Origin of the sequence: Bordetella flabilis (assembly GCF_001676725.1) — a bacterium.
In the GTDB taxonomy this organism is placed as follows: domain Bacteria; phylum Pseudomonadota; class Gammaproteobacteria; order Burkholderiales; family Burkholderiaceae_B; genus Bordetella_C; species Bordetella_C flabilis.
Genome location: NZ_CP016172.1, coordinates 5,623,754 through 5,649,576, shown reverse-complemented (window position 1 = coordinate 5,649,576; position 25,823 = coordinate 5,623,754). Strand labels below are relative to the sequence as shown.

Below are 25,823 nucleotides of genomic sequence, written 5' to 3'. Positions count from 1 at the left end.
ATGTTGAAGAACGGGCCGCTGGCTTTGGCGTTCAATGCGCTGGTCGTGGCGTTCGTGCTGGCGCCGCTGGTGGTGGTCTGCCTGGTGGCATTCACCCCGGAAGCGACGTTGACCGTCCCGACCGCGGATTTCTCCCTGCGCTGGTTCCGCGCCCTGTTCGAGCATGCCGACTTCATGCAGTCGTTCCGCAACAGCCTGGTGCTGGCGACGCTGTCGGCCACGCTGGCCGTATGCCTGGCGCTGCCGGCGGCCAGCGCATTGACCCGCTACCGCTTTCCTGGACGCGAGCTGCTGAACGGGCTGCTGCTGTCGCCGTTGATGATTCCGCATCTCGTACTGGGCGTCGCGCTGATGCGTTTTTTTGCGCTGATCGGCACCAGCGGGAGTCTCGCCTGGCTCGTCGCCAGCCATGTGATCGTCGTCACACCTTACGTGCTGCGCCTGCTGGTCGGCTCGCTGGTGGGTTTCGACCGGTCCATCGAGCACGCCGCATTGTCGCTCAGCGCGAGCCGCGCTGCGGTCTTCTTCAAGGTGACCCTGCCGCTGATCGTGCCCGGTGTTTTCGGCGGCTGGCTGCTTGCCTTCATCAACAGCTTCGACGAACTGACGATGTCGGTGTTCATCACCGCGCCGACCACCGTCACCTTGCCGGTGCGCATGTACATGTATGCCACCGAATCAATCGACCCCATGATGGCCGCGGTGTCGGCCATGGTGATCGGCCTGACCGTGCTCGCGATGCTGTTGCTGGACCGCGTCTATGGCCTGGACCGTGTGCTGGTGGGGCAGCGATGACACTGAAGCGAACGAAGCGACCATGCCCTTGTTGACGCGCTTGTCCGAGCGCCACCGGCCCACGGTGGCCTTTGTCCTGGATGGCCGTCCGGCGCAGGCGCTGGCGGGGGACACCGTGCTGACCGCCGTGCTGACACAGGCCGAACGCCTCCGTCAGACCGAGTTCAGCGGCGCGTCGCGTGCCGGGTTCTGCATGATGGGCGCATGCCAGGACTGCTGGATGCGGCTGGAAGACGGCACGCGGCTGCGCGCCTGCTCCACCTTTATCGCACCGGGCATGCGCCTGGTATCCACGGCGCCGGAGTTCCATTCATGAACGACACGCGCGCCGTCATCGTCGGGGCCGGCCCGGCCGGCATACGCGCCGCGCAGGTGCTGGTCGGCGCCGGCCTGCGGCCCATCGTGCTGGACGAGGCCCCGCGCGCGGGCGGGCAGATCTACCGGCAGCCTCCGCCCGGGTTCGACCGGTCCGGGCGCGAGCTGTACGGCTTCGAGCATCGCAAGGCCCATCGCCTGCACCGCGCCATGGAGGCGCTGCTGCCCGCCATTGATTACCGGCCCGGTGCGCTGGTCTGGAATTGCGAGGACCGCCTGCTGGACGTCCTGCACGGGGGCCGCAACCATGCCATCGGCTACGACCGCCTGATCCTCGCGACGGGCGCCACCGATCGCGTCCTGCCCTTTCCCGGCTGGACCACGCCCGGCGTCTATACGTTGGGCGGCGCGCAGGTGGCGCTGAAGTACCAGGGCTGCGGCATCGGCCGGCGCGTAGTGTTCATGGGAACGGGCCCATTGCTGTACCTGGTGGCCTACCAGTACGCCCGCGCGGGCGCCGGCGTGGCTGCCGTGCTGGACACCGCCGGCACCGCGGACCGCGTGTCGGCCTTGCCCGGGATGCTGCGCGCGCCCGGCGTGCTCGCCAAGGGGCTCTATTACATGGCGTGGCTGCGGCTGCACGGCGTGCCGGTGTACCAGGGCGTGCGCCCGGACCATGTGGTCGGGCACGACCGGGTCAGCGGCATTGCATTCCGCGCCAGGGGCGATGCGGCGGCAGACCTTCGGCGCATTGCCTGCGACGCCGTGGCCTACGGGCTGGGCTTGCGTGCCGAGACGCAGCTCGCGAGCCTGAGCGGCTGCGACTTCGACTTCCATGGCCGCGACCGCGCCTGGCTGCCGCGCCGCGATGTTGCGGGACGGGCGACCGTACCGGGCGTTTATCTGGCGGGCGACGGCGCGGGTATCGCGGGCGCCGACGCGGCCGAACTGGCCGGCGAGCGCGCCGCCCTGGCCTTGCTGGAGGACATCGGCGTGCCGGTGGCGGACCGCCGTATCGCCGTGCTGCAACGCCGGCTGGCGCAGCAGCAGAAATTGCGCGATGCGCTGGAACGGGCCTTTCCGTTTCCGGCGGACTGGGCCGCCACGCTGGGCGACGACGTAATCCTGTGCCGCTGCGAGGAAATCACCGCGGGCGCCTTGCGCGAGTCGGCGCGTGCGCAGGGCGCGGGCGAGCTCAACCGCATGAAAGCCCTGACGCGCGTCGGCATGGGCCGGTGCCAGGGGCGAATGTGCGGCGCCGCCGCGGCCGAATTGCTGGCGCAGGCCAGCGGAGTGGCGCTGCCGCAGGTGGGCCGGTTACGGGCCCAGCCGCCGGTCAAGCCCATCCCGGTGTACCCCTTCCGTGAAGGCACGGCCTGGCCCTTGCCGGACTTGCCGGACCTGGCAGGGCCCCTGGACACCGGGATCGTCTCCAGCCTGCGGGCGGACGGGGTCGAGGCTGGGGCCTACGCGGCCGAACCGCTGTCGCCGCGGGCGGCGCCATGATGGAACGCATCGATACCGAAGTCGCCATCATCGGGGGCGGCATCGTGGGGGCGAGCGCGGCGCTTTTCCTGCGGCGGCGCGGCTTGCCGGTGACCCTGTTGGAAGCGGGCGCGTGCGGCGCCAAGGCCAGCGGCGTGAACTATGGCGGGGTGCGGCGGCAGGGCCGGCCCCTGGAGCAAATGCCCCTGGCGCGGCGCGCGCACCAGTTGTGGGGCCAACTGCCCGCGCTGATCGGCACGGATTGCGAATATGTACGCTCCGGCCATCTCAAGCTGGCGCGCACGGACGCCGATGTCGCCGAACTGGAACGTTATCGGCACGCCACGCGCGGCTTCGGCATGGACCTGGAAATGCTCGACCGCGCGGCGCTGGACCGTCGTTTCGGCTGGCTGGGCGCCAGCGTGATCGGCGGTTCCTTCTGCCCCGAGGATGGCCACGCCAATCCGCGCCTGGTGTCGCCGGCATTCGCCCTCGCCGCGCGGCGCGCTGGCGCGCAGGTCCGCGAGCAGGTCGCGGTCGACAGCGTGCTGCATGACGGCGAACGGTTCGTATTGCGCGCCGGCGCGGCATTGGAAGTGCGCGCCCGCCGCCTGTTGAACTGCGCGGGGGCGTGGGCGCATCGTTTCGCGGCCGCCTTCGGGGAAGCGGTGCCTGAAACCGCCATACATCCGTTGATGATGGTCACCGAGCCGCTGCCGCCCTTCATGACGGTCAGCCTGGGCATGCAGGGCGGCGGCATCTATGCGCGCCAGGTGGACCGCGGCAATTGCGTGATCGGCGGCGGGCGCGGCGTTTCGTCCAGTCCCGACTTCGCCCGGCCTGGCCGCGCGCAGATCGCGGCGTTGCTGGGCAAGGCGGCGGACCTGTTGCCCGCCCTGCGCAGTGCGCACGTCATCCGTTTCTGGTCCGGTGTCGAGGGCAGCATGCCCGACCATAATCCGGTGCTGGGGCCCAGCGCCACCACGCCGGGGCTGTTTCATGGCTTCGGGTTTTCCGGGGCCGGCTTCCAGATCGGGCCGGCGGCCGGCGAAGTGCTGGCCGACCTCGCCGCCACCGGCACGACCGGAATTGCCATCGATGCCTTCCGCATCGACCGTTACGCGGCCGTCGCTCATGCGGCCGGCGATAGCGCGCTTCGTTTCCATGGGCACTCGCTGGAGTCGACATGATGAATCGGAATCGCCGCAGGACCATCCGCCCCGGCCGTGCCAAGTGGCTGGCGGGCGCCATCATGCTGGCCGCGCTGTCGGCCGGCGCCGCCGCGCAACAGAAGACGCTGTATGTCGGCATGAACGGCGGCGATATGGAGCGCGCCTTTACGCAGCACGTCTTTCCGGCCTTCGAAAAGGCCAACAACGTGAAGATCGTCGTCGTGCCCGGGACCTCCACCGAGGTCCTGGCCAAGGCCCAGGCCTACAAGAACACGCCGCAGATGCACGTCATGTTCCTGGACGACGGCGTGATGGCGCGTGCGGTGTCCATGGGGTTGTGCGAAAAGCTGCAGGACAGTCCGGTGCTGAAGGACCTGTATCCCGCGGCGGTCATGAAGGACGGCATGGCCGCGGGCATCGACATGGGCATGACGGGCCTGGGCTACAACACCCGCCTGTTCAAGCAGAACGGCTGGGCGGCGCCGACTTCCTGGGGCGATCTGGCGGACCCGAAGTACAAGGGCAAGGTGGTGTTCCAGTCGGCCGCCAACAGCACCTTCGGCCTGCATGGCTTCCTGATGTTCAATCGCATGCAAGGCGGCGACGACCAGCATGTCGACCCCGGCTTCGCCAAATGGGGCGACACCATCGGGCCCAATGTGCTTGAATACATTCCCAACTCCGCCAAACTGGCCGAGATGATCCAGTCCGACGAGGCGGCCATTTTTCCGTTGACGCCCACCGCCATCGCGCGCCTGAAACGCCGCGGCATCCCGGTGGAGTATGCGCAGCCGAAGGAGGGGTCGGTGATCCTGATGGTGGGCGAATGCGTGGTGGCCAGGAACTCCGAACCGGAACTGGCGCAGAAGCTGGCGCTGTACCTGTTGTCGCCGCAGGCGCAGGCCAGCGCGCTGCAGTACGGCGGCCATTTCCCGTCGAACCGTACCGTGCAGGCCGACGCCGGCAACCAGGACATGCTCAAGCAGTTCCAGGCCTATATGCAGACCGCCAAGGTGCTGGACTGGGATGCCATCAATGCAACGCGCGCGGCGTTCAACGCGCGCTGGAACCGCACGGTGGAGCGGTGAATCCGTCGCCCCGAAGGAGGAAAGTATGAGCGGCACAGTATTCGATTTCCAGGGCAAGGTCGCGGTCGTCACTGGCGGCTCGCAGGGGATAGGCGAGGCCTGCGCCCGGCGTATCGCCCGCGATGGCGCCGCCGTGGCGATCTGGGACGTCGCCGACGGCCCGGGGCAGGCCCTGGCGCAGGCCCTCGAACGCGAGGGCGCACGCGCCGCTTACATCCGCTGCAACGTGGCGGACAAGGCGGCGGTGGACGCCGCCGTGGCGGCCACGCGCCAGGCCTACGGCCGCATCGACTACCTGGTCAGCAACGCCGGTATCGTCCGCACGGGCAACTTCCTGGACATCACCGAGCAGGAATGGGATGAGGTGCTGGACGTCAACCTGAAGGGCGCCTTCCTGGTGGGGCAGGCGGTGGCCCGCGTCATGGTGGAGCAGGGCGGGGGCGCCATCGTGCACATGAGCTCGGTCAACGCCGTCATGGCGATTCCCACCATCGCCGCGTACAACGTGAGCAAGGGCGGTCTCGGCCAACTGACGCGCGTGATGGCCCTGGCGCTGGTGGACCACGGCATCCGGGTCAACGCGGTGGGGCCGGGCACCATCGCCACGGAGCTGGCGCGCAAGGCGGTCCTGGCCGACGAGTCCACGCGCGCCCGGCTGATGAGCCGCACCCCCATGCGGCGCCTGGGCGAGCCGGCGGAAGTGGCCGATGCCGTGGCCTACCTGCTGAGCGACGCCGCCAGCTATATCACCGGAGAGACGCTGTTCGTCGACGGCGGCCGGCTGGCGCTGAACTACACCGTTTGACCGCGCGATTTTTTCCTCTGGACCGGCGCGCGGGCTTTTCTCCGCGCCGGGAACCGCCTACGATGGCTGCTTCCCGACCGTCCGGGCCGGGCCATTCTCGCAACAGAGGAAAAGCACAATGATCGGTTTTGAAATCCACGCGCGCCAACGCGCCGTGTCCGCCGAGGTCGCGCAGCGTTTCGCCGCCATCCCCGTCGCCAATATCAGCGACGTCATGTCGCGCATGGCCGCAGGCGGTACGCGCCTGCGCCCGATGCACGACGGCACGGTCATGTCCGGACCGGCGCTGACCGTCAAGACGCGCCCGGGCGACAACCTGATGGTGCACAAGGCCCTGGGCATGGCCCAGCCGGGCGACGTCATCGTCGTGGACGCGGGCGGCGACCTGACCAACGCCATCATCGGTGAACTGATGGCCGGTTATGCGCAGACCCGCAAGATCGGCGGCATCGTCATCAATGGGGCCATCCGCGATGCGGGCGCCTTGCGTCGCAGCTCGCTGCCCGTGTATGCCGCCGGCGTGACGCATCGCGGTCCCTACAAGGACGGGCCGGGCGAGATCAACTGCGCGATCGCGCTGGACGGCATGGTGATCCAGCCGGGCGATCTGGTCATCGGCGACGAGGACGGGCTGCTGTGCATTCCGTACGACCAGGTCGAAAGCGTCTACCAGGCCGCCGCCGCCAAGCACGCCGCCGAGGAAAAGACCGTCGCCGATATCGCCGCCGGCAAGCTGGACACCAGCTGGATCGATGCGCGGCTGTCGCAGCTGGGCTGCGTCATCCATACGCGCTAGCACTGCCAGTCACGGCCTAGTAGGCGTGCTCCGGCGCCGGGAAGCTGCCATCCTTCACGGCGCGCACGTAGGCCTGCACGGCTTGCTGGATGCTGCCCGCCCCGTCCATGAAGTTGCGCACGAAGCGCGCCTTGCGGCCGGGGAAGATATCCAGCATGTCGTGCAGTACCAGTACCTGGCCTGAACACCCGGCGCCGGCCCCGATCCCGATGGTCGGGATGCCGACGTCCGCGGTGATTTCGGCGGCCAGCGCCGCCGGCACCATCTCGTACAACAGCATATTGGCGCCCGCGTCCCGCATCACGCGCGCCTGCTGCTTCAGGTGCGCCGCCCCGGACTCGTCCTTGCCTTGCACGCGATAGCCGCCCAGGGCATGCACGAACTGCGGCGTCAGGCCCATATGGGCGCAGACCGGAATGCCCCGCTCGGACAGGAAGGCGACAATCTGCGACATCCACGGCGTCCGGCCGTCCATGCCTTCGACCTTGACCATCTGCGCGCCCGCAGCCATCAGCCGCGCCGCGCTGGCGTACGCCTGGGCCGGCGATTCGTGGTAGCTGCCCCAGGGCATGTCGGCCAGGACCCACGCGGTCTTGTTGCCGCGCACGACGCATTCGGTGTGATAGATGATGTGTTCCAGGGTCACCGGAAGCGTGGAGGTCTGCCCCTGGACGACGTTGCCCAGGGAATCTCCCACCAGCAGGATGTCAACCCCGCACTGGTCCAGCAGCGCGGCGAAGCTGGCGTCATAGCAGGTCAGCATGGCGAGCTTTTCGCCGCGCTGGTGCATCGCGGCCAGGGTGGCCAGGGTGATGGGCTTGCGCGGTGCTTGCGGCGCTTGGGCGGCGGTCGGATACATGGCGGGCCTTCGATCTTTCGTTGCGAAATGGCGGAACGCGGCGCACAGCGATAAAGCGCCGCCAAGGCGCATTCTATCGGCTGCAGCCCGGCGGGGCGATGCAGGGGTGACGAGGGCAAGACGGGACGATCCATCCTTCGGTGTGGCGGGTGGTGCGCACGCCAGACCCTGGCGGAACCGCACCGGGCACACCCGGTACTCAAGCGGTCTTTTGGTGAGACAGGCGGTATGTACATTCCAGGTGTCAGCGCGCTTTGGCATTCGATAGGCGCCCGGCCACGCCAAGATCCGTCGCAAACGGCGGGCGCCGGATATACCGGCCTGCTCATCGCGGGAATCCAGGGGGCCGCCAGCCCCCAACAGGTCGACGACGTCAGGACCCTGCTGGGCCGTTTGCAGCAGGACCCGCGCGGGAAAATCCTGCTGAGCGCCATGCAGGCCCTCCATGCGCACCACGGCAGCCTGCCGACGATCGTCCTGGAGCGCGCACCCGGCCTCGGCCGGCCCTCGCTGGCGCGCCCTGTCGCAGGAACGACCTGGTATCTCGACATGCATGCGCTGGACAATGGCGGCATCACCGAGGCCGTGCGCGAACTGGCGGCGGTGTACAACAACATGGCCGGCGCCGGGGCGGCGGTGGGTGCGGCGCACGCGGACCCGTTCCAGTCGTATACGCAGGACTCCCGCCGGCGGCTCGATCCCGATCTCGAAAAGGCCTGGGACAGCTGGATCGGCGCGGTGCGGACGGACGGCAGGCTGTGGCACGTACGGCGCAGCGTCGTGCAGCAGCTGCGTATCGACCTGAAGGAAAGACAGTGCCATGGCGGCCTGAGCCGCGACGACTTCGCCAGCCTGATGCGCGCCATCCAGTTCGGGCGGGACACGCCGCCGCCTTGGTATTCGCCTATCGTCATCCGCGTGCACGCGGATGCGCCCGGCGACCATGTTCCGGATATGGGGCCGTTCCAGGGCAAGCGCCGCGGCCACCCGCCGCCGGCCCATGCCGGGGATGCAACGGCCGCGAACGAAGCCGCCTTGCCCGAGAACGCCTTGCCGCCGCTGCCCGATGACTTGCCGGCCCTGTGCCTCGACGGGATCCGGCGTCCTGACCTGCGCACGTTGCCCAGCGGCCTGCAGCTGCTGCGGGCGCGCAATATCGGCATCAGCCGGGTCCCGGCTTCCCTGCCGCCCTGCCTGAGGGTACTCGACCTGTCGAACAACGACTTGCGGGATGCGCCGCAGACGTTCGCGCTTCCGCCCACCGTCGAGGTGTTGCGGCTGGCCGGCAATCCGCTGGCCGCGCTGCCATACCGCCTGCCGGGCGGCCTGGTGGAGCTGGACGTGGCGCGCACCGATCTCCCGGCTTTGCCGGCGCTGCCGGCCAGCCAGCGGCGGCTGATCGCAAGCGATTGCTGTCTGGAGACGCTGCCGGAGAACCTGCCGCCCGACCTGGAATATATCGACGCCAGCCGCAACCGGATACGCAGCTTGCCCGCCCACCTTCCCCTGTCCCTGCGCATGCTGGATCTGTCGTCCAACGAACTGGACGGACTGCCGGCCTGCATCACGCGGCTCGTATCCTGCACGATCAACCTGGAACTGAATCCGCTGTCACCGCGCGATATCCCGCGGCCGGCGGCGGGCCAGCCCGGGCCGCGCATCCACTATTCCATGACGGACGTGGGCCGGGGCGGCTCCCGCCGGGGGCGGCCCAGGCTGGTGCGGGGGGAGCACCCGCATGCCATACCGCAATCGCAAAGCGGCGCCGTGCAGGCCAGCGTCGCGCGCTGGGTGGGTGGAACGGCGCCACGCATGGCACAGGCGCGGGCGCGCTGGGACGCGCTGGGCGATCTTCCCGACAGCGCCGAATTCGGCCAGCTGCTGGACCGCCTGCATACGGTGCAGGCCGCGCGCGATGCCGCCTTCCGGAACGATGTAGCGGAATGGCTGATGGAGCTCTCCATGCCGGACCGCAAGGCGCTGCGCGACGATACCTTCGCCGCTTGCGCGGAAGCGACCACCCGCTGCGAGGACCGTGTCGCGTGGACCTTCAACCAACTGAAGGCCCTGTGGCAGAACGATGACATCCGCCGCGGCCGGTACGATGGCCGTGTAGCTGAAGTCGTGGACGTGGCGCGGCAGATGTTCCGGCTGGAAGTCCTGACCGGAATCGCGCGGCGGAAGGTCGCCTCCATGACCGTGGTCGACGAGATCGAGGTCTACCTGGCCTACGTCGTGCAGCTGCGCAACGCATTGCAGCTGACGACGGTCGTGCCCGAGATGCGGTTCTACACCGTGTCGCACGTCACGGCGGACGACCTGGCGGATGCCTTGCAGGCGGTCCAGGCGCGCGAGGCCGCCGAGTTCGACGCCTTCCTCGCGCTGGACTACGAGCCTTGGCAGACCTTGCTGGCGCGGCTGCTGGGCGACCGCTATCAGCTCGCCCAGCAGCGCATGCAGCAAGCCCTGGAGACCCGCTTCGAAGCGGACCTGCGCGCGGCCCTGCTGGCGGATGACGTGGATCCGGACGACGCCGACGCCCGCCGCATCGCCGGCGTGGCCGTCATGCGGAATATCCGCTATGGCGTCCTGGGGCCGCTTACGCGGGAATGCCTGCGGAATGTGGACGGCGCTCCGGCGCAAGGGCCGGAACGGGAGAGGCGGGGGCAGGCCGCCACGGCAGCGCCCGATGGCCGCACATCCGACCGGCCTGCGCACACGCCCGGCCTGCCCGAGCCGGCCTACGCGGAACCGGAAACCATGGTGACGTCCCTGTAGGCGTCTTCCGTGTGCCCCCGGACCGCGGACCGGCCCGCGCGCCGGTCCTCCAGGATCATCCGCGCGCCCTTTTCCGCGATCATGATGGTGGGCGAATTTGTATTGCCCGATGTGATCGTCGGCATGATGGACGCGTCGACCACCCGCAGGCCGGCAACGCCGTGCACGCGCAGGCGCGGGTCTACCACCGCTTGCGCGTCCACCCCCATCTTGCAGGTTCCCACCGGATGGAAGATGGTCGTGCCGATATCGCCGGCGGCACGCGCCAGGTCCTCGTCGCTGTCGAAATGCGGGCCGGGCCGGTATTCTTCCGGCTTGTATTCGGCCAGCGCGGGCTGCGCCACGATGCGCCGCGTCAAGCGCACGCTCTGCACCGCGACCCGGCGGTCCTCCTCGGTGGCCAGGTAGTTGCAGAGGATCTCGGGATGGTCGGCCGGGTCGGGCGTGGCGATGCGGACGTGGCCGCGGCTGGTGGGCCGCAGATTGCAGACCGATGCCGTGAACGCCGGGAAGGCGTGCAGAGGATCGCCGAATTTCTCCAGGGAAAGCGGCTGCACGTGATATTGCACGTTGGCTCGCGCGTGCTCCGGTCCAGAGCGCGCGAAGGCGCCCAACTGCGAAGGCGCCATCGTCAAGGGGCCGCGCTTGAGGAAAAGGTATTGCATGCCCATCATGGCCTTGCCCCACAAGGTCCCGGCGATCGCGTTCAGCGTCTTGGCGCCGGTCACCTTGTAGACCAGGCGCAGTTGCAGGTGGTCCTGCAGATTGGCGCCGACGCCGGGCAGATCGTGCACGACCGGCACGCCGCGCGATTGCAGCCAGGCGCCCGGGCCGATGCCGGACACCTGTAGCAGCTGCGCCGAGCCGATCGCGCCCGCCGCCAGGACGACTTCCCCCTCGGCGCTCGCCAATTGCTCCGCGCCGTCCTCGCCCCGGAAGTAAACGCCCACGGCACGGCGTCCTTCGAACGCCAGGCGCGTTACACGCGCACCGGTGATGACGCGCAGGTTCGGGCGGCCCATTACCGGTTTCAGGAATGCCCGCGCGGCGTTCCAGCGCACGCCGCGGCGCTGGTTCACATCGAAATAATCGCAGCCTTCGTTGTCCCCGCGGTTGAAGTCTTCCACCGAGGGAATCCCGGCCTGGGCGGCCGCGGCGCGGAAGGCGTCCAGCAGGCCCCACGACAGCCGCTGGCGCTCGACCCGCCACTCGCCGCCCTCGCCATGCCAGGCGTTGGCGCCCCCGTGGTGGTCCTCCGTCTGCTTGAACAGCGGCAGCACGTCGTCCCATCCCCAGCCCGGATTGCCGGCGGCGGCCCAGCCGTCATAGTCCTGGCGCTGGCCGCGCATATAGATCATGCCGTTGATGGACGAGCTGCCTCCCAGCACGCGCCCGCGCGGATATCCCAGTTGACGGCCATTCAAGCCCGGGTCCGGATGGGTGCGATAGCACCAGTCGGTGCGCGGATTGCCGATGCAATACAGGTAGCCGACCGGGATATGGATCCAATGCCAGGTATCCGGGCCGCCGGCTTCCAGCAGCAGCACGCGGGTGTCGGGATCGGCGGACAACCGGTTGGCGAGCAGGCAGCCTGCCGATCCCGCACCCACGATCACATAATCGAACGCCAGCCCGGTGGGCGTGCGCGCCGTGGCGCCGTGTCCCTGCGCCGTCCCGGCCGGCGGCCTTGCTGCCATATCCATGGCGTGTCTCCGTGTGCGCCCGCTGTGAGCCGCGGGTCATGGGGCGTTTTAGATCACTTGTCCGGCGACGGCAAGCGCCGGATGGCGGCGGCCAGTGCCCGCCTGACCGTCTCGTCGGGCGGTGTCATGGGCGGACGCAGGGTGCCCTCGCAACCATGAAGCGCCGCCAGCGCCGCCTTCAGCGGTCCGGGGTTGGGATGGGCGTACACCAGCCGGATGACGGGCGCCAGCGCATGGAACAGTTGGCGTGCGCGCCGGCAATCCCCGTCCTGCGCGGCCTGGAACATGGCGACGTACAGGTCCGGCCGTATATGGGCCGACGCGACGATGGCCCCCGCGCCGCCCAGGCACAAGGTGGTCAGCGCCTGCATATCCTCGCCGGCCAGGACTGCCAGCCGACCGTCGGCGATCAGCGCAATGGTCTTGTCCAGGGAGCCGCCGCAATCCTTGATTGCAACGATGTTGGGGTGGGCTGCAAGCGCCAGGAGGGTCGACAGGTCCAGGGTCGCGCCCGTGCGATACGGGATGTCGTAGAGCACCACGGGCGCGCGCGCCGCATCCGCCACGGCTTCGAACCATTGCCGCAGGCCGTCCTGGGCCGGGCGCACGTAGCCCGGCGCGGAAACCAGCAGACCGGCGAGCGGCCGGGCGCCAAGCGCCGCGGTGCGCGCCAGGGTATTGCGCAGGTTGTTGCCGGCCAGGCCCATCGCCACCGGCACGCCGCCGGCCTCGTCCAGGATGGCGTCGAGCACCGCCATCTGCTCGCCCGCGTCCAGCGCCGCGGCCTCGCCGGTGCTGCCGCAGGCGACCAGGCCATGCACGCCGGCGTCCCGATAGTGGCGCACCAGCCCGCGCAGGGCCGGAAAATCGACGTCGCCGTGCTTGAAGGGGGTGATGAGAGGAACCCAGATACCGCGAAAGACGGCGGCATCGCGCGCGTCGTGCAGACGCGCGCGGGACGGAAGTTCGGTGGCGGGCATATCCATGGTGACTCCTTGCGAGGACCGTATGAAGTCCGCGAGAAGTGCCCCGGAATACGCAAGCAGAAACGCCCTGGCCTGTCGCCGTTCCGTCGCCCTTCTGACGGAACAGCGGCTCCGGTCAGATGAGCGGCTGTTTTTTGGATTTGGCGCCGTTCACGCGCGCGCCCGCCATGCCGGCGGCATGGACGTGGAAGCTGGGCGTGGCGTAGGGCGTCATGGTGGCGATGATAACCGCAATCACAGATTCGCAGCTTCAGATTCGCAGCCTCATATCCGCGGCTTCAGCCCCGCAGGCTTTCAATGAAAACCGCGCACAGCATCTCCATGCCGCGCCGGTCTTCTTCGTCGAAACGTCCCGGCAGGGGGCTGTCGACGTCCCAGACGCCGACCAGGCGATCCCGGTGTACGAGCGGTACGACGATTTCCGAGCGCGATGCCGCGTCGCACGCGATATGGCCGGGGAAGGCGTGGACGTCGGGCACGACCTGGGTTTGCCGCTGGCGGGCGGCCGCGCCGCAGACGCCGCGATCCAGCGGGATACGCACGCAGGCGGGCTTGCCCTGGAAGGGGCCGACCACCAGCTCCTTGCCGTCGTAGAAGTAGAAGCCGGCCCAGTTCAGGTCCGGCAGCGACTGGAATACCAGTGCGGAAAAATTCGCCGCGTTGGCAATGCGGTCGGGCTCATCCGCCAACAGGGCGCGGGCCTGCGCCGCCAGTTCGGCATAGCGGTCGGTCTTGTTGGCGGCGGTGGAAGGCGTGGCGGAAAACATGGCGGGTCTCGGAAGCAGTCGGCGCCGGGACCTATCGACACTTCCCGTGTAAATAGGTCCTAACCGGGGACGGGCACACACCTGCTGATTGTAGGGCCAGTGGGCTTCCGGGCTGTCGGGGGATCCCCGGCCATGCGGATGCGCAGAGGCCTGCAGGGGTTGCACGACCTGTAGCGGCACTAGCGGCTGCGGGAACGGTGGCGCCGGCAGCACCGCGGGGCCCGTGGCGGCCATCGGTCCGGCATCTGCCCGGCCGCGGTCTGCCAGCCGCATAAAAAGTGGGAGAATATCGCTTTGCCGTACCGGTTACCCTTTCCGCACGATCTCCCGTTTTCACCGCTCCACGCGCCGGCCGGACCGCCGGCCGCGCGCGCCTTTCACCGTTCTTTGACGCACACGCTCCATGGACCAGCCCTTCGAACCCGAATGTTCCTTTTCTGAACGTGCCACCCTGCTGACCAGTTCGGCCATCCGCGAAATCCTCAAGGTTACGGAGCGGCCGGACGTCATCTCTTTCGCGGGCGGCCTGCCCGCGCCCAGCGGCTTTCCGGTGGAAGTGGTACGCGCGGCGTTCGACAAGGTATTGGTCTCCAACGGGCGTGCTGCCCTGCAGTACGGTCCGACCGAAGGCTACGCGCCGCTGCGCGCATGGGTCGCAGAAGACCTGAACCGCAACGGCGCCCGCGTCACGCCGGACCAGATCCTGATCGTTTCGGGCTCGCAGCAGGCGCTGGATCTGCTGGGCAAGGTGCTTATCGACAAGGACAGCAAGGTCATGGTCGAAACGCCCAGCTACCTGGGCGCGCTGCAATCCTTCAGCCTGTACCAGCCGCGCTACGAATCCGTTGCCTCCGACGAAGGCGGCCTGATCCCGGAAGCGCTGAACGAATCCAATGCGCAGGACGCCCGCTTCCTGTACGCCCTGCCGAACTTCCAGAACCCCACCGGGCGCACGCTGGACCGGCAGCGCCGCGAGGCCCTGGTCCTCCAGGCGGCGCGGCTGCGCCTGCCGGTGGTCGAAGACGATCCCTACGGCGAACTGCGCTACGCCGGCGAGCCGCAACCGGGCCTGCTGGCGCTGGGCGGCGATTGCGGCGCCCACGTCATCCGCATGGGTTCGTTCTCCAAGGTCCTGGCGCCGGGCTTGCGCCTGGGCTATATCGCCGCGTCGCGTCGGCTGATCGACAAGCTGGTGCAGGCCAAGCAGGCCACCGACCTGCATACCGCGTCCCTGACCCAGATGGCCGTATACGAAATCGTCAAGGATGGCTTCCTGACGCAGCATCTGCCCACCGTCCGCGAGCTCTACCGCAAGCAGTGCGGCTACATGCTGGATGCGCTGGCGCGCGAATTCCCCGCATCGGTCACCTGGACCCGGCCGGAGGGCGGCATGTTCATCTGGGTCACCTTGCCCGAAGGCATCGACACCACGCAGCTTCTGCAGCAGGCCATCGAACAGAAGGTTGCCTTCGTGCCGGGGCAACCCTTCTACGCATCCGCGTCCGCGCCGCGCAATACGTTGCGGCTGAGCTTCGTCACCGTGCCGGAAGACAAGATCCGCAGCGGGGTCGCCACGCTGGGTCGGCTCATCAAGGCGCAACTGGGCTGAGGTCGCCTGGCATGTCCACGCAGCATCCCACGGGCCACATCGACCTGAACGACATCGTCTTCGACGACTGGGTGGCGCGCTGGCTGCCGCGCTCCTGGGGCCCGTACGCGCGCCTGTGCCGCCTGGACCGCCCCATCGGCACCTGGCTGACCCTGCTGCCGGCGCTGGCCGCGCTGGCGCAGGCCGCCGCGGGCTGGCCCGAGCCCTGGCGCGTGCTGGTGTTCTCGCTGGGCGCATTGCTGATGCGCGGCATCGGCTGCACGATCAACGACATCTTCGACCGCGATATCGACAAGCATGTCGAACGTACCCGCTATCGACCGCTGACCAGCGGCCAACTTACCTTGCGGCAGGCGCTGTGGTTTCTGTTCGCGCAATTGGCGGTGTGCGCTTCGCTGCTGCTGGCCATCAATCCGCTGAGCCGATGGCTGGCGTTGGCCCTGCTGCCCATCGTCGTCATCTATCCCCTGTGCAAGCGGGTGACCTACTGGCCCCAGGCGGTGCTGGGTGTGTGCTTCAACTGGGGCATGCTGATGGCGTGGTCGGATACGCGCAACATGGTGCCGCTGGGCGCCGTGGCGGTGTATGTCGGCACCATCCTGTGGCAGATCGGCTACGACACCATCTATGCCTATATCGACGTGCGCGACGACCGGCGTCTGGGCCTGCATTCCACGGCGCTGCGCTTCGGCGATGCGGGCAAGCGCTGGATCGCCGGCTTCTATATCGCGACGGTCGTGCTGTGGGCCTGGGGCGGCTACGCCATCGGCATGGGTTGGCCCTATGGGCTGGGCATGGTGCTGATCGCGCTGCACCTGGCATGGCAACTGCGCAAGCTGGACCTGGGCCGGCCCGAACTGGGCCTGGGACTTTTCCGCGCAAACCTGTGGGTGGGCGTGATGCTGGTTGCGGCGTCCGTGGCGGGCGGACTGGTCGGCTGACGGGGCTGACCGGCTGACGCGGCTGACGGCCGGCTACTGGATACGCCGTATCGTCGGCGGTACCCACATTCCTTCCACCGCGTCCTCGCCGGGCTGGTACAAGCGCAGCATAAGCATGAAGCGTCCGCTCTGTGGCGCGGGTAGCCAGTTGCGAACCAGCTCGCCGACCGGCTGCGCGTACTGCACATAAGCGGTGGCCGTGCCGTCCAGCCCCGGGACCAGGGGATGGCGGCTGCCTACCGCATACAGGCCGATCCGGTTGTCGTAAAGCTCGCGCCGGTCGTTATACAGCGTCATGGACCAGAACGCGTCCACGGGCGGCAATTGGCCGCGGTCGAACCGCACTTCGTAGCGGAAACTGCCGTCCAGCGGACGGCCGTCGGAATCGGTACTGGCCAGCAGTTCGATCGCGTCTTCCGGCAAGGGCGTCACCAGGGCCGCGCGCGCCGCGCGTGCCCGCAAGGCATAGTCGGTGCCATAGGCGCCGCGTCGCCGGTCCGGCATGCGCCAGGCATCGCCGGGGCGTGGGCGCGGCTGCATGGGCGAACGCACGCTGGCCTGTCCACGCTGCACCCCAGCCTCCACCGCCATCCGCATATCGGCCGGCAGCCGCGACATGTCGAAGCGCGTGCCGGGCGCCAGCCCCAGCCGGGCCATCCTTTGCAGGATGGGATAGTCGTTCGCGTGGGGCGGATACTTTGCAGCCAGTTCGGCGAACGCGGCGAAAAAGGCTTGTGGATTCATGTCCGCGACCTGGTCCACCGGCGCCCGGCGCGACTGCGCGACGTCGAAGTGGCCGGCCTGCGGAGCGTTCTTCCTGCCCCAGCGTGACAGCGGCGTGGCCTGCAGGCCGGCCTGGAAGCTCTGGGCGGCCCCGGCGTCGGCCATGCCTCGATAGGCGACGCGCAGGGTCAGCAATCCCACGCTGGTGGGCGCGCGCAGGGCGATGGCCGGCTTGGGCAGCTTGCCCTGCCAGGTCGGGGCGACGATCGCATAGACCTGCGGGCCGTCCTGCACGGTACGGGTTCCCGGCGCCGCGAATACATCGGTCCACATATCGGCCAAGGTCATCGTGTAGTAGCGCCCGCCCGCGTTTGGAATCTCGATCAGCAGGGGCTCCTTGGTTACGTCGAACCATAGCGATGACCACAAGGTTTCGACGTCGGGATAGGAATGGCCGTGCAGCAGCGCGTCGGCCGGCCTTCGCATGTGGGTGAACTGGTTTACCGGCGCGCCGCCGCCCATTGCCGCATCGGCGGCCTCGACATTGGTCTGCACCTGGCGCGCGACGTCCATCAGCACCAGCGGGTAGGCGTATACATAGGCGTCACTGGCGATGCTGCGGGCCTGGCCGGTATCCATCGGGGGCGCGGCGGCTGCGCCGACGGCCGCCAGGCCGCACAGCGCGGCCAGCCACAGCGGCCGCGCCGGCATCACGCACAGCCGGAGCAAGAGGGCAATCAACACGGACGTCAGCGGGCGCGGACCAGGTGGACGGCGCTCGCGCGCGGCCATGACGAATCGGCGACGCAGCGGCATTGCGGGCTCAGCCTATAGGTGCGCGCGGACCTCCGCGCGACTGCAAAAATTCTACTGGCCGAAAGTCCGAGATCCCATCCCGGAAATGGGGCAAAAAAGGATGAAGCCGGCAAACGCGATGGCATCACGGGCGAGGCATCGCGGCGTCATGGTGCGCCAGGTACTCGGCGACCAAGGGCTCCAGGACGCGATAGCGGATGTCGCGCGATACCGCCAGGCCCACCGTGCGCCGGGCGTCGTCGTCATGGGGATCCAGCCCCACCGCCTGTAGCCTGGACCGCAGTTCCGGTTCCAGGCAGCGCTCCATTTCCTCGTGCGCGCTGGCCTGGAAAGCGTCATGTCGATCCGGATCGCGCCGCCGCAATAGCGTCTGCCACGGCTCGTAGTCCAAGGCCAAAAACATGGGGAACTCCGTCCGCTGGCGGTGCCGCACCGTTTGCAAGGCGTTGTCCACGTCGGCCGGGGTGACGCCGGAAGCCTTGAAGTACAGCATGTCCGCCACGACGCTGGTCAGGCGAAGCGCCTGCCGCAACTGGACCGCATAGGCAAGGTAGACCTCGACCTCATCGATATAGGTCAGCGTTCGCACCTTTTCGCGGGCGATCTGCGCCAACACATCCAGGCTGAACATCTGTCGGCCCAGCTCTATGACATCGCCGACGCGGTCGTCGTAGCGGCCCAGGCGGATGTCGTCATTCAGCAGCAAGGCCCTCAACCGCCCCAGTGTCCACAATACGCGATCGTCGCAGTTCGCGGTGGCGTCCTTGCATAGGGCGTATACATCGACGCGCAGCTCTGCGCGTTCGGGCAAGGATAGTTCGGTCAGCAGCGACACGACACTGGCGCGGAACGCGGCGGTCTCGAAAACGCTTTCCTTGGTGTTCTTCGGGTAGTGCAGCCTGTTCAGGAATTGAACGAATTCCTGCGCCTCGGCGGGATTGGCCTGGGCTTCCCAACGTTGCGCCGCCTCCGGCATGTCCGGCAACAGCCATGCGGAGGTGGCCTCGGTCAGATTGCCGGCCATGCGGACGGGGCGCGGCGCGGCCTGCGGTGCCGCGGCATAGGCTTGCATCGAAACGTGAAAGCGGGGACCGGGCACGCCCGGCGGTAGGCGCGGCAGGTCCTGCAGCGCAATCGGGTTTCCTTCGAGATAGAAATCGCATCCCGAGAGGTTCGCGCAGGCGGGCGGCAGCCGGCGCAGGTCGTTGCCGACGAGGTAGGCGCGTTCCAGAGTAAGGGGCACGTCCACGGGGAATTCGGCAAGGTGATTTTCATCGGCGCTCAGATCGCGCAGGCGCGGCGGCAGGGCGGGCAGCGTCGTCAGGCGGTTGCGGCAGACCGATAGCCGCTCCAGCGATTCCGGTAATGCGGGCAGACGCGCCAGTTGCGCCGCGTCCGCCGCCAGATGCCTGAGTCGCGCGGGCAGGGGCTCCGGCAGGTCGCGCAGGGGATTGTTCGAAACGATCAGCGTTTCCAGTCCGGCCGGCAGGTTGTCCAGGCGGATCAGGGCGTTCTGCGCCACCTCCAGTATCTTCAATCCGGCGGGCAGCCGGGGCAGCTTGACCAGCCCGGCCTGGCGCATACGCAGGACCTTCAAGCCGGGCGGGAGCGCGCTCAGGTCGGGACGGGGATAAGCGTCCAGGCATAGCGCTTCCAGGTCCTGCGGCAGTGGCGGCAGCGAGCTGGCACAACCCTGGGCGATTCGGCCTTTATGCTGGTAGGGACCGATGTCTTCCATGTCGCTTGGGAAGTGGCTGCTGCTGAAGTTCATGCACTGCCTGGTTTGCAGGCTTGCCGCGCGCAGGTTGACCGCCGTAGGTGCGGCCGGCAGGCAGTCCTGGCACCCCCACCGCAGTTCCTTCATAAGGTGGTGGAAGTCCGCATGTGTCAGCCCGCCGTAGCACCGCATCTGCTTCAGGTCGGTGCGCAGGTTCTCGATGACACGGCGCCGCGTCGCGATGCAGCGGTATTGCCCTACGCTGGATCGGTCGTGGACGGACTGCTTGCCGGCGGATATCCATTTTTCCCATGCCTTTTCCAGCAGGGGATCCAGCTTCTGGTCGTCGTCGAAGGTGTATGCCTGGAATACATCGCACTCCATATTGGGCGTACCGGCGAGATCGCAGTAGACGTCCGCGAGCTGGCGTATGGCCTCGAAAGCGGGGCAGGCGCCGAGTTCGCGCAGGTCCAGATGCCAGATGGTCCGGTCCGTCGCCGAACCGGCCGCGGGAGGCCTTGGGGACTCGTAGTCCCGCCGCAGGACGATCTCGGGTAGCTTGCCGAACCACTGGCGATAAGCCTGCATGGAGTCCATCAGGATCTTCCCTTGCGGGTGGGCTTCCAGGCGCTCGAGCAGGGCCTCCAGCTGTTCCAGCTCCCGCGGCAAGACGTCGCCGCGTATCCCGGCGACCAGCGCGTCACGATAGTTCGTTTGCAGGACGGGGGGTGGAGCGACCTGCCGTGAAGGGCTGACGCAGCTCGCCAGGGCGCTTATGCACGATATACGCATGGAGGGGCCTGCTCGGCAAAACAGCCTGGGTGCCCCTCCCGGGTGTCCGGTTCCTGCTGGTCTTCCCGAGCCGTCCTTATCGGACGGGCGGCGCCGTCAGTCCCCCCACGACAAAGGCCGTGATCTGCTCCATGACTTCCTGCGGGTCCTCGGGATTGCAGATGCCCTTGGCAAGGTCGTCCAGCCGGTGCGTATCGGAGAACGCGTACATATAGGCGCCGACCATCAGCGTGACGCGCCAGTACACATCCCGGGCGTCCAGGTCGGGCCGGGCCGCGCTGATCGCGTCCACGTAGGCGCGGGTGGACGCGTCGTAGGCTTCGTTGCGCAGGCTATACGAGATTTCGGGGGGTTCCGTATGCAGCCGCGCCTGCAGTCGGATGAAGGCACGGCCCTTGGCGGTACGCCGCAGGTCCAGCGTGGGTTCCAGGAAGGCGCGCACGATGTCGCGGATGGCGGGAGGCCGCTTGCCTTCCTGCAGCGCCTGCAGGCGCGCCATCCGTTCATCGGATATCTTGCGGCCGCGCCGCAGGAATACGGCTTCGTACAGCCCGTGCTTGGAGCCGAAGTAATAGCTGATCAGGGCCTGCGTGACCTTGGCCTTGTTGGCGACATCGCGCAGCGTCGTGCCGGCGTAACCCAGGTCGGCGAAGCGATTCTCGGCCGCATCCAGGATTTTTTCACGCAGGTTGCCGCTGCTGCCTTCCGGGCGTCCCGGCCGGCCGTGCGGCGACGCGCCGGCGGCTTTGGGCACGGCGGCGCGCGTGCGCGTCGCGGTGGGTTTGGCATCCTGTCGCATGTTGTCCTTTTCGTCTCTGCACACCTGCGCCGAAGGCGTGGCCGTGCCACACCCGCGGCGGCCGCATGCCGACGCCGCATACCTGTTTGTTCTCGTTAGCCGGCCCGTGCGACGCGGAATTGTCCCATATCAGGCGGCGCGTCGTTGCGGCTGGGGCACTGCCCGGAATGCCGTCGCGTCATACTCGTAGACCCAGTTCGCCCGGATACCACCGGCGTGCGGATCGAACAGCCCGCGCCACCAATAGCCGACATCGCGCTTGATCTGCTCCCAGCGCGAAGGCAGGTGATACGTGCGTCCGCGTTCACGCGATTCAAGCTGCACGCGGCTGGTGCGCGGCAGGCGTTCGGCTTCGTAGTCGCGCAAGGCCGTCGGGATATCGTCCCCGTGCCCGGCCAGCGCGGCGGCCAGCACCCAGCTGTCCTCGATGGCCATGGCCGCTCCTTGGGACAGGAAGGGCAGCATGGGGTGCGCGGCATCGCCCAGCAGGCAGATGCGGCCTTCATGCCAGCTTTGCATCGGGTCGCGGTCGAACAGGCCCCACTTGAAGACGGTCTCGGCCCGCTCGAACAGCCGCACCAGGTTCGAATGCCAGCCGGGAAATGCGCTCAGCAGTTCCTCGCGGCTGCTGGGCGCATTCCAGGATTCCTCCACCCATTGCGCCGTTTCATTGACGGCGACGATGTTCACCGCCTTGCCGCGGCTCACGTAGTAGGTCACCACGTGGCCGTGCGGACCCATCCAGAACGATGAATCCGGGCTGACGAACTCCGGCATCTGGTCGAAGGGTACGACCGCCCGATAGCACATGTTCCCCGTGAAGCGGGGCGCCTCGTCGCCGAACAGGTCGCGGCGCACCACCGAGCGCACGCCGTCGGCGCCCACGATCAGGTCGGCTTCGAACTGGCTGCCGTCCTCGAAGGTCGCGACCGCGGTTGCGCCTTCGTTGCGGACGGCGGCGCAGGCCATGGACAGCGACACGGAGGACGCCGGGATACGGTCCACCAGGATCTGGTGCAGGTCCGCGCGATGGACGTGGTAGAACTCCGCGCCGTACAGCCGCGGGCATTCCGTGGCCAGCGGCGTGCGGAATTGCTCGCGCGCGGTCTTCCAGTTGCGGCCGACCAGCGCCTGCGGCAGGAAGGCGATGTCGCGCAGCGCGTCGCCCACGCCCAGCGCCTTCAGCACCTTGACGGCGTTGGGCGTCATCTGGATACCGGCGCCCACTTGTCCGAAGGCCGCGGTGCGTTCGAACAGCCGCACTTCGATGCCGCGCTGCGCCAGGGCGTTGGCCAGCGCGGCGCCGCCGATGCCGCCCCCGATGATGCCCACACGTTGTTTCCTGCTCATGCTCTTCTCCTCGCGCCTCGACGGCGCCGATGTCGTTCTATTGCGCAGCGCGCCTCGTGTGCGCGGCCGCGTTGCGTCATGGGGTGCGATCCGGGGCCTGCGTCGCATGCAAGGCCCGCAGCGCCTGCAGCGCTTCGTCGCGCGGCATGACGGCGGCGTACTTCTGCTGCATGTCGAAGAGATTGGCCTCATGCGGGGCGATTGCGCGGTCGCCGACGCAGTCGCTCAGGACCAGCGGCTTGAAGCCGTGCGACATGGCGTCTACCACGCTGGCGCGCACGCAGCCGCTGGTGGTGCAGCCCGCCACCAGCAGGGTACGCACGCCGCGCTGCGTCAGCCATGGCGCCAGGCCGGTGCCGAAAAACGCCGAAGGCAGCGTCTTTCGTACCACCAGTTCGCCCGCCACGGGCGCCAGCGCAGCGACCACGGCGCTGGCCGCGCCATGTTCCTTCAGCGTCAGCATGCCCGGCACCTTCATGGAGAACACGTTCGCGTCGCTGTCGTCATCGGCGTACACGATGCGGGTATGCGCCACGGGCCATCCCTGTTGCCGCGCGTGCGCCAGCAGCGGCCGCGTGGCCTCGATGGCCGGGCCGATATTGCCGCCGCCGAAGCGCGCCGGATCGGCGAAGCCGTTGACGAAATCCACGATCAGCAGCCCGACGGGGCCGCTAAGGTCCATTTGCGCGCCGAAACCCTGCTGGCGATAGACCGCCTCTTCCTTGTGTGCCATCCTGATTTTCCCGCTGTGTTTCCCATAGGTGGGCGCGCCGGACGGCGCCGCCCGAATCACCCTTGCGACGTTCCGTCCAGCACCTTGCCCTCGCGCACCACTTCCTCGCCGTCCAGGCTTACGGTGCAGCGACGCAGCGGGATGTCGATATGGCATGCGGTGGTGCGGTCGCCGCCGGCTTCGTTGTTGGGGCCGAGCGAGAAGAGGAAGTTGCCCTCATAGGCGCGCGCGTCCATGCCTATGGTGGCCTCGCGGTCGTACAGCGACAGCGTGGTCCAGTGGGCGCGCGGCTGCAGGCCCCAGCCGATATGCGATATCGCGTAGGCCTCCGGGTCGCTGAAGCTGGCCATGTATTCGCGCAGCAGTTCGGCATCGACGCCGCCTTCGATGCGTGTGGCGTAGCCGTTTTCCACGGTGAGCACGATGGGCGCATCGACGTAGGACTTCTGCGGCAGCAGGATGTCGCCGCGGTCGATCACGATGGTGCCGCTGGCGCCGCCTTCGTCCGGCCAGGTCAGGACGAAGCCGCTGGGCCAGTGGTCCCAGCGCCCCGGTTCGTCGACGTAGCCGTATTCGCTGATGGCGGGAAACGCGCCGATGGGGCAGCGCAGCTCGGTGCCGGCGGCCGATGTGACGCGCATTTCGCGGGCGCGGCCGATGCGGGCCGCCGCGGCGGTCACGCGCTCCTTGTCGCGCGCCGTAGGCACCAGGCGCGCCAGCACTTCCGGCGGCTCCACCGCCAGCAGGATCTTCGTGCCCGCCTGCAGGATCTCGTGTTGCTCCGGAGAGAACAGCAGCGTCATCAGGTCCAGCACCAGGTCGCTTTCCTTCAGCGCCGCGATGGCGGCCTTGTTGCCGGTGAGCGGCGTGGTGCCCAGATAGGCCAGCGCGTCGCGGCTCAGCGCTTTCTCGCCATTGACGGGCGGCAGGTCCAGCCGGTTGACGATGGCGCCCATGGACTGCGTGGCGATGAGGGCGGTGGCGAGTGTCTGCGGGTGCGTGTTGGCGCTGGTCAGGATGGTGACCGTCTGCCCGGCGTGCAGCCGGGACAGCTCGAGCACCTGCGTCCAGGCGCGTACCATTTCATAGTCGCTGACGGGCATGGTTCAACTCCTTTGGACAGGGTGCGTATCGCCGGGGTCGGCCTGCAAGGGCACCCCGAGGAAATCGCCGAAGGCGGCGTAGAAGCCGGGTTCGTTATCCCAGGGGATCATGTGGCCGGCGTCTGCAACACACGCATGCAGGGTTCCGGCCTTCAGGCGCTGTATCTCGGCCGCGTCCTCGTCCTTGACGACATCGCCGCGCGCGGCGGTGATGAGCAGAAGCGGCGCGGTCACGCGCGGCAGGTCCGCGTGCATATCCTCGGTATGGAATTCGTCGAAACTCTGCCGGATCGCGCGCTCGTCGCAGGTATGCAGCCACTGCGCGCGCAGGCGCAGTTGTTCCTCGGTCCATGTGGGGCAGAAGCTGCGCATGGCATCGGCGTCCATGCCCTTGCGCGCCATCGCGATGGAGTCGACGTACCACGGCAGTTGCGCCGGATACGGGCGGCGTCCCGGGCCGGACACCGGCGGGTCCACCGCGACCACGCGCGTCAGGCCGGAAGGCTGGGCGGCGGCCGCGCGCAACGCGATGCGGCCGCCCATGGAATGGCCCACCAGGCTGTAGCGGGACAGCCCCAGCCCCTGCGCCAGCGCAATCACGTCGGCGGCTTGCGCGTCCACGCCATAGTCCAGGTCGTCGCCCGCCTGCGTAAGGCCACGCCCGCGCACATCCAGCACATAAGTGTCGAAATGCCGGCCGAATCGCTCGCCCACGAAGCCCCAGGTCACGGCCGGGCTGGTAATGCCGGGAATGATGATGACGGGATCGCGTCCGGGCTGCGTGCCGCCATAGCGCAGGTAGTGCTGGCGTATTCCGTTCGCGTTGATGTTCGCGCCATAGAGGAAGGTGCTGGTCTTGCCGCCTGCTGCCGTGCGGTCCCGGGCCTGCATAGTCATCGGCTCCCCCTAGTAAGCGCCGGACAACAGCGCGCCCGCGCCCGGCACGATGCGTTCGAGCTTCAGCGCTTGCAGCATCGCGTAGGTGGTGGCGATGGCGGCCGTGATGACCGGCTTGCCCGTTTCGGCCTCGACCTGCGCCACGACGGGCAGCGACGGCATCTGCACGCAGGCCGACAGCACGATGGCGTCGACATCGTCGGTCTTCATCTCACGCACGATGCCGGGCAGGTTGCGCGGATCGTGGCGGGCCACCTCAAGGTTGTCGGGAATCTCCAGCGCGCGCCAGTCGACCACTTCGTAGCCTTCATGGGCGATGTAGTCGACCACCACTTCGGTCAGCGGCCGCATGTAGGGCGCGACCACGGCGATGCGCTTGGCCTTGATGACGTCCAGCGCCTGGACCAAGGCGCCGGCGCTGGTCACGACGGGGGCGTCGGCACCGTTGTCGGCCGTGCGCGCCTGCAGGCGCTGTTCCGATACGCGGTGATAGCCGCGTCCCATGGCCATGATCGCCACCAGGCAGGCGTAGCCCAGCACATCGACGCGCGCGTCGCTCAGTTCGACCGCGCAGCGATCCGACTCGCCGTCCATCGCGGCCAGTTCTTCCTTGACCACCTTCTTCATGCGCATGCGGCTGGAATGGTAGGTGAAGCGCTCCGGGCGTATGACCTGCCGCGCATTCAGCATCGCGGGGATTTCGGTTTCCATGGTGGTGTTCGAGCTCGGCACGATCTGGCCGATCCGGTAGATCTTCTGCATGGTTGCTCCAATCATGGTTGTGCGTGTATCGA

The 25,823-nt window shown here is 68.2% G+C and carries 23 protein-coding genes; 10 read left to right on the top strand and 13 right to left on the bottom strand.

Features of this window, described 5'->3' with window-relative positions:
* From BAU07_RS25165 to BAU07_RS25135, 7 genes are all read left to right on the top strand, one after another.
* On the top strand, positions 1 to 795 hold the full coding sequence (locus BAU07_RS25165; protein ID WP_066663956.1) for an ABC transporter permease: 795 nt from the start codon (positions 1 to 3) through the stop codon (positions 793 to 795).
* Between the two features lie 22 nt (positions 796 to 817).
* Positions 818 to 1,111 (top strand): (2Fe-2S)-binding protein, encoded by a 294-nt coding sequence (locus tag BAU07_RS25160; protein ID WP_066665730.1) that lies wholly within the window; start codon positions 818 to 820, stop codon positions 1,109 to 1,111.
* Complete coding sequence (locus BAU07_RS25155; protein ID WP_066663954.1) at positions 1,108 to 2,616, top strand: FAD/NAD(P)-dependent oxidoreductase; 1,509 nt, start codon at positions 1,108 to 1,110, stop codon at positions 2,614 to 2,616. The genes BAU07_RS25160 and BAU07_RS25155 overlap by 4 nt, the downstream gene beginning before the upstream one ends.
* A complete protein-coding gene (locus tag BAU07_RS25150) occupies positions 2,613 to 3,785 on the top strand; it encodes an NAD(P)/FAD-dependent oxidoreductase (RefSeq protein WP_066663953.1) in 1,173 nt (390 codons plus the stop codon). The genes BAU07_RS25155 and BAU07_RS25150 overlap by 4 nt, the downstream gene beginning before the upstream one ends.
* The gene (locus tag BAU07_RS25145; protein WP_066665728.1) at positions 3,785 to 4,855 is read left to right on the top strand and encodes an ABC transporter substrate-binding protein; all 1,071 of its coding nucleotides are present in this window, start codon (positions 3,785 to 3,787) and stop codon (positions 4,853 to 4,855) included. Before BAU07_RS25150 ends, BAU07_RS25145 begins: the two co-directional genes overlap by 1 nt.
* 25 nt (positions 4,856 to 4,880) lie before the next feature.
* Positions 4,881 to 5,660 (top strand): SDR family NAD(P)-dependent oxidoreductase, encoded by a 780-nt coding sequence (locus BAU07_RS25140; RefSeq protein WP_066663951.1) that lies wholly within the window; start codon positions 4,881 to 4,883, stop codon positions 5,658 to 5,660.
* 118 nt (positions 5,661 to 5,778) lie between these two features.
* The gene (locus BAU07_RS25135) at positions 5,779 to 6,456 is read left to right on the top strand and encodes an RraA family protein (protein ID WP_066663949.1); all 678 of its coding nucleotides are present in this window, start codon (positions 5,779 to 5,781) and stop codon (positions 6,454 to 6,456) included.
* Between the two features lie 16 nt (positions 6,457 to 6,472).
* Here BAU07_RS25135 and panB read toward each other — a convergent pair whose 3' ends face one another.
* Positions 6,473 to 7,315 carry a 3-methyl-2-oxobutanoate hydroxymethyltransferase gene (panB, locus tag BAU07_RS25130; RefSeq protein ID WP_066663947.1) on the bottom strand — a complete coding sequence of 281 codons (843 nt, stop codon included), beginning with the start codon at positions 7,313 to 7,315 and terminating at the stop codon, positions 6,473 to 6,475.
* 228 nt (positions 7,316 to 7,543) lie between these two features.
* Here panB and BAU07_RS25125 point away from each other — a divergent pair, with 228 nt between their 5' ends.
* On the top strand, positions 7,544 to 10,093 hold the full coding sequence (locus BAU07_RS25125; protein ID WP_066663944.1) for an NEL-type E3 ubiquitin ligase domain-containing protein: 2,550 nt from the start codon (positions 7,544 to 7,546) through the stop codon (positions 10,091 to 10,093).
* On the opposite strand, the gene BAU07_RS25120 is transcribed toward BAU07_RS25125, so the two are convergent.
* The 4 genes from BAU07_RS25120 to BAU07_RS25110 all read right to left on the bottom strand — a co-directional run bounded on the left by BAU07_RS25120 (position 10,057) and on the right by BAU07_RS25110 (position 13,549).
* Positions 10,057 to 11,790, bottom strand: coding sequence for a GMC family oxidoreductase (locus tag BAU07_RS25120; protein ID WP_084026115.1), 1,734 nt, complete (start codon positions 11,788 to 11,790; stop codon positions 10,057 to 10,059). The two genes, BAU07_RS25125 and BAU07_RS25120, sit on opposite strands and share 37 nt — an antisense overlap.
* Before the next feature lie 59 nt (positions 11,791 to 11,849).
* Positions 11,850 to 12,776, bottom strand: a complete 927-nt coding sequence (gene dapA / locus BAU07_RS25115) for a 4-hydroxy-tetrahydrodipicolinate synthase (protein WP_066665723.1) — start codon at positions 12,774 to 12,776, stop codon at positions 11,850 to 11,852.
* Between the two features lie 121 nt (positions 12,777 to 12,897).
* On the bottom strand, positions 12,898 to 13,020 hold the full coding sequence (locus tag BAU07_RS27685) for a hypothetical protein (protein ID WP_257739323.1): 123 nt from the start codon (positions 13,018 to 13,020) through the stop codon (positions 12,898 to 12,900).
* A 40-nt stretch (positions 13,021 to 13,060) separates the two neighbouring features.
* Positions 13,061 to 13,549: a GAF domain-containing protein gene (locus tag BAU07_RS25110; RefSeq protein ID WP_066663942.1), complete on the bottom strand. Its 489-nt coding sequence runs from the start codon at positions 13,547 to 13,549 to the stop codon at positions 13,061 to 13,063.
* Between the two features lie 403 nt (positions 13,550 to 13,952).
* Here BAU07_RS25110 and BAU07_RS25105 point away from each other — a divergent pair, with 403 nt between their 5' ends.
* Together BAU07_RS25105 and ubiA are read left to right on the top strand one after the other, a co-directional pair.
* Complete coding sequence (locus BAU07_RS25105) at positions 13,953 to 15,158, top strand: aminotransferase-like domain-containing protein (RefSeq protein ID WP_066663939.1); 1,206 nt, start codon at positions 13,953 to 13,955, stop codon at positions 15,156 to 15,158.
* Between the two features lie 11 nt (positions 15,159 to 15,169).
* Positions 15,170 to 16,099 (top strand): 4-hydroxybenzoate octaprenyltransferase, encoded by a 930-nt coding sequence (gene ubiA / locus BAU07_RS25100; protein WP_066663937.1) that lies wholly within the window; start codon positions 15,170 to 15,172, stop codon positions 16,097 to 16,099.
* A gap of 33 nt (positions 16,100 to 16,132) precedes the next feature.
* Here ubiA and BAU07_RS25095 read toward each other — a convergent pair whose 3' ends face one another.
* The 8 genes from BAU07_RS25095 to BAU07_RS25060 form a co-directional block, all read right to left on the bottom strand.
* Entirely contained in the window at positions 16,133 to 17,638 is a 1,506-nt protein-coding gene (locus tag BAU07_RS25095; RefSeq protein ID WP_084025986.1) for a DUF1254 domain-containing protein, read from the bottom strand.
* Positions 17,639 to 17,762: 124 nt separating this feature from the next.
* Complete coding sequence (locus BAU07_RS25090; protein ID WP_157122439.1) at positions 17,763 to 20,147, bottom strand: NEL-type E3 ubiquitin ligase domain-containing protein; 2,385 nt, start codon at positions 20,145 to 20,147, stop codon at positions 17,763 to 17,765.
* Positions 20,148 to 20,223: 76 nt separating this feature from the next.
* Positions 20,224 to 20,946: a TetR/AcrR family transcriptional regulator gene (locus BAU07_RS25085; protein WP_084025985.1), complete on the bottom strand. Its 723-nt coding sequence runs from the start codon at positions 20,944 to 20,946 to the stop codon at positions 20,224 to 20,226.
* A 129-nt stretch (positions 20,947 to 21,075) separates the two neighbouring features.
* Positions 21,076 to 22,296 carry an FAD-dependent monooxygenase gene (locus BAU07_RS25080; protein WP_066663931.1) on the bottom strand — a complete coding sequence of 407 codons (1,221 nt, stop codon included), beginning with the start codon at positions 22,294 to 22,296 and terminating at the stop codon, positions 21,076 to 21,078.
* Positions 22,297 to 22,372: 76 nt separating this feature from the next.
* The gene (locus BAU07_RS25075) at positions 22,373 to 23,029 is read right to left on the bottom strand and encodes an isochorismatase family protein (RefSeq protein ID WP_066663927.1); all 657 of its coding nucleotides are present in this window, start codon (positions 23,027 to 23,029) and stop codon (positions 22,373 to 22,375) included.
* Positions 23,030 to 23,085: 56 nt separating this feature from the next.
* Positions 23,086 to 24,132 (bottom strand): 2,5-dihydroxypyridine 5,6-dioxygenase NicX family protein, encoded by a 1,047-nt coding sequence (locus BAU07_RS25070; RefSeq protein WP_066663924.1) that lies wholly within the window; start codon positions 24,130 to 24,132, stop codon positions 23,086 to 23,088.
* A 3-nt stretch (positions 24,133 to 24,135) separates the two neighbouring features.
* Positions 24,136 to 25,029, bottom strand: coding sequence for an alpha/beta fold hydrolase (locus tag BAU07_RS25065; protein ID WP_269465834.1), 894 nt, complete (start codon positions 25,027 to 25,029; stop codon positions 24,136 to 24,138).
* Between the two features lie 9 nt (positions 25,030 to 25,038).
* Positions 25,039 to 25,791 (bottom strand): maleate cis-trans isomerase family protein, encoded by a 753-nt coding sequence (locus BAU07_RS25060; protein WP_066663920.1) that lies wholly within the window; start codon positions 25,789 to 25,791, stop codon positions 25,039 to 25,041.
* Positions 25,792 to 25,823: the final 32 nt, after the last annotated feature.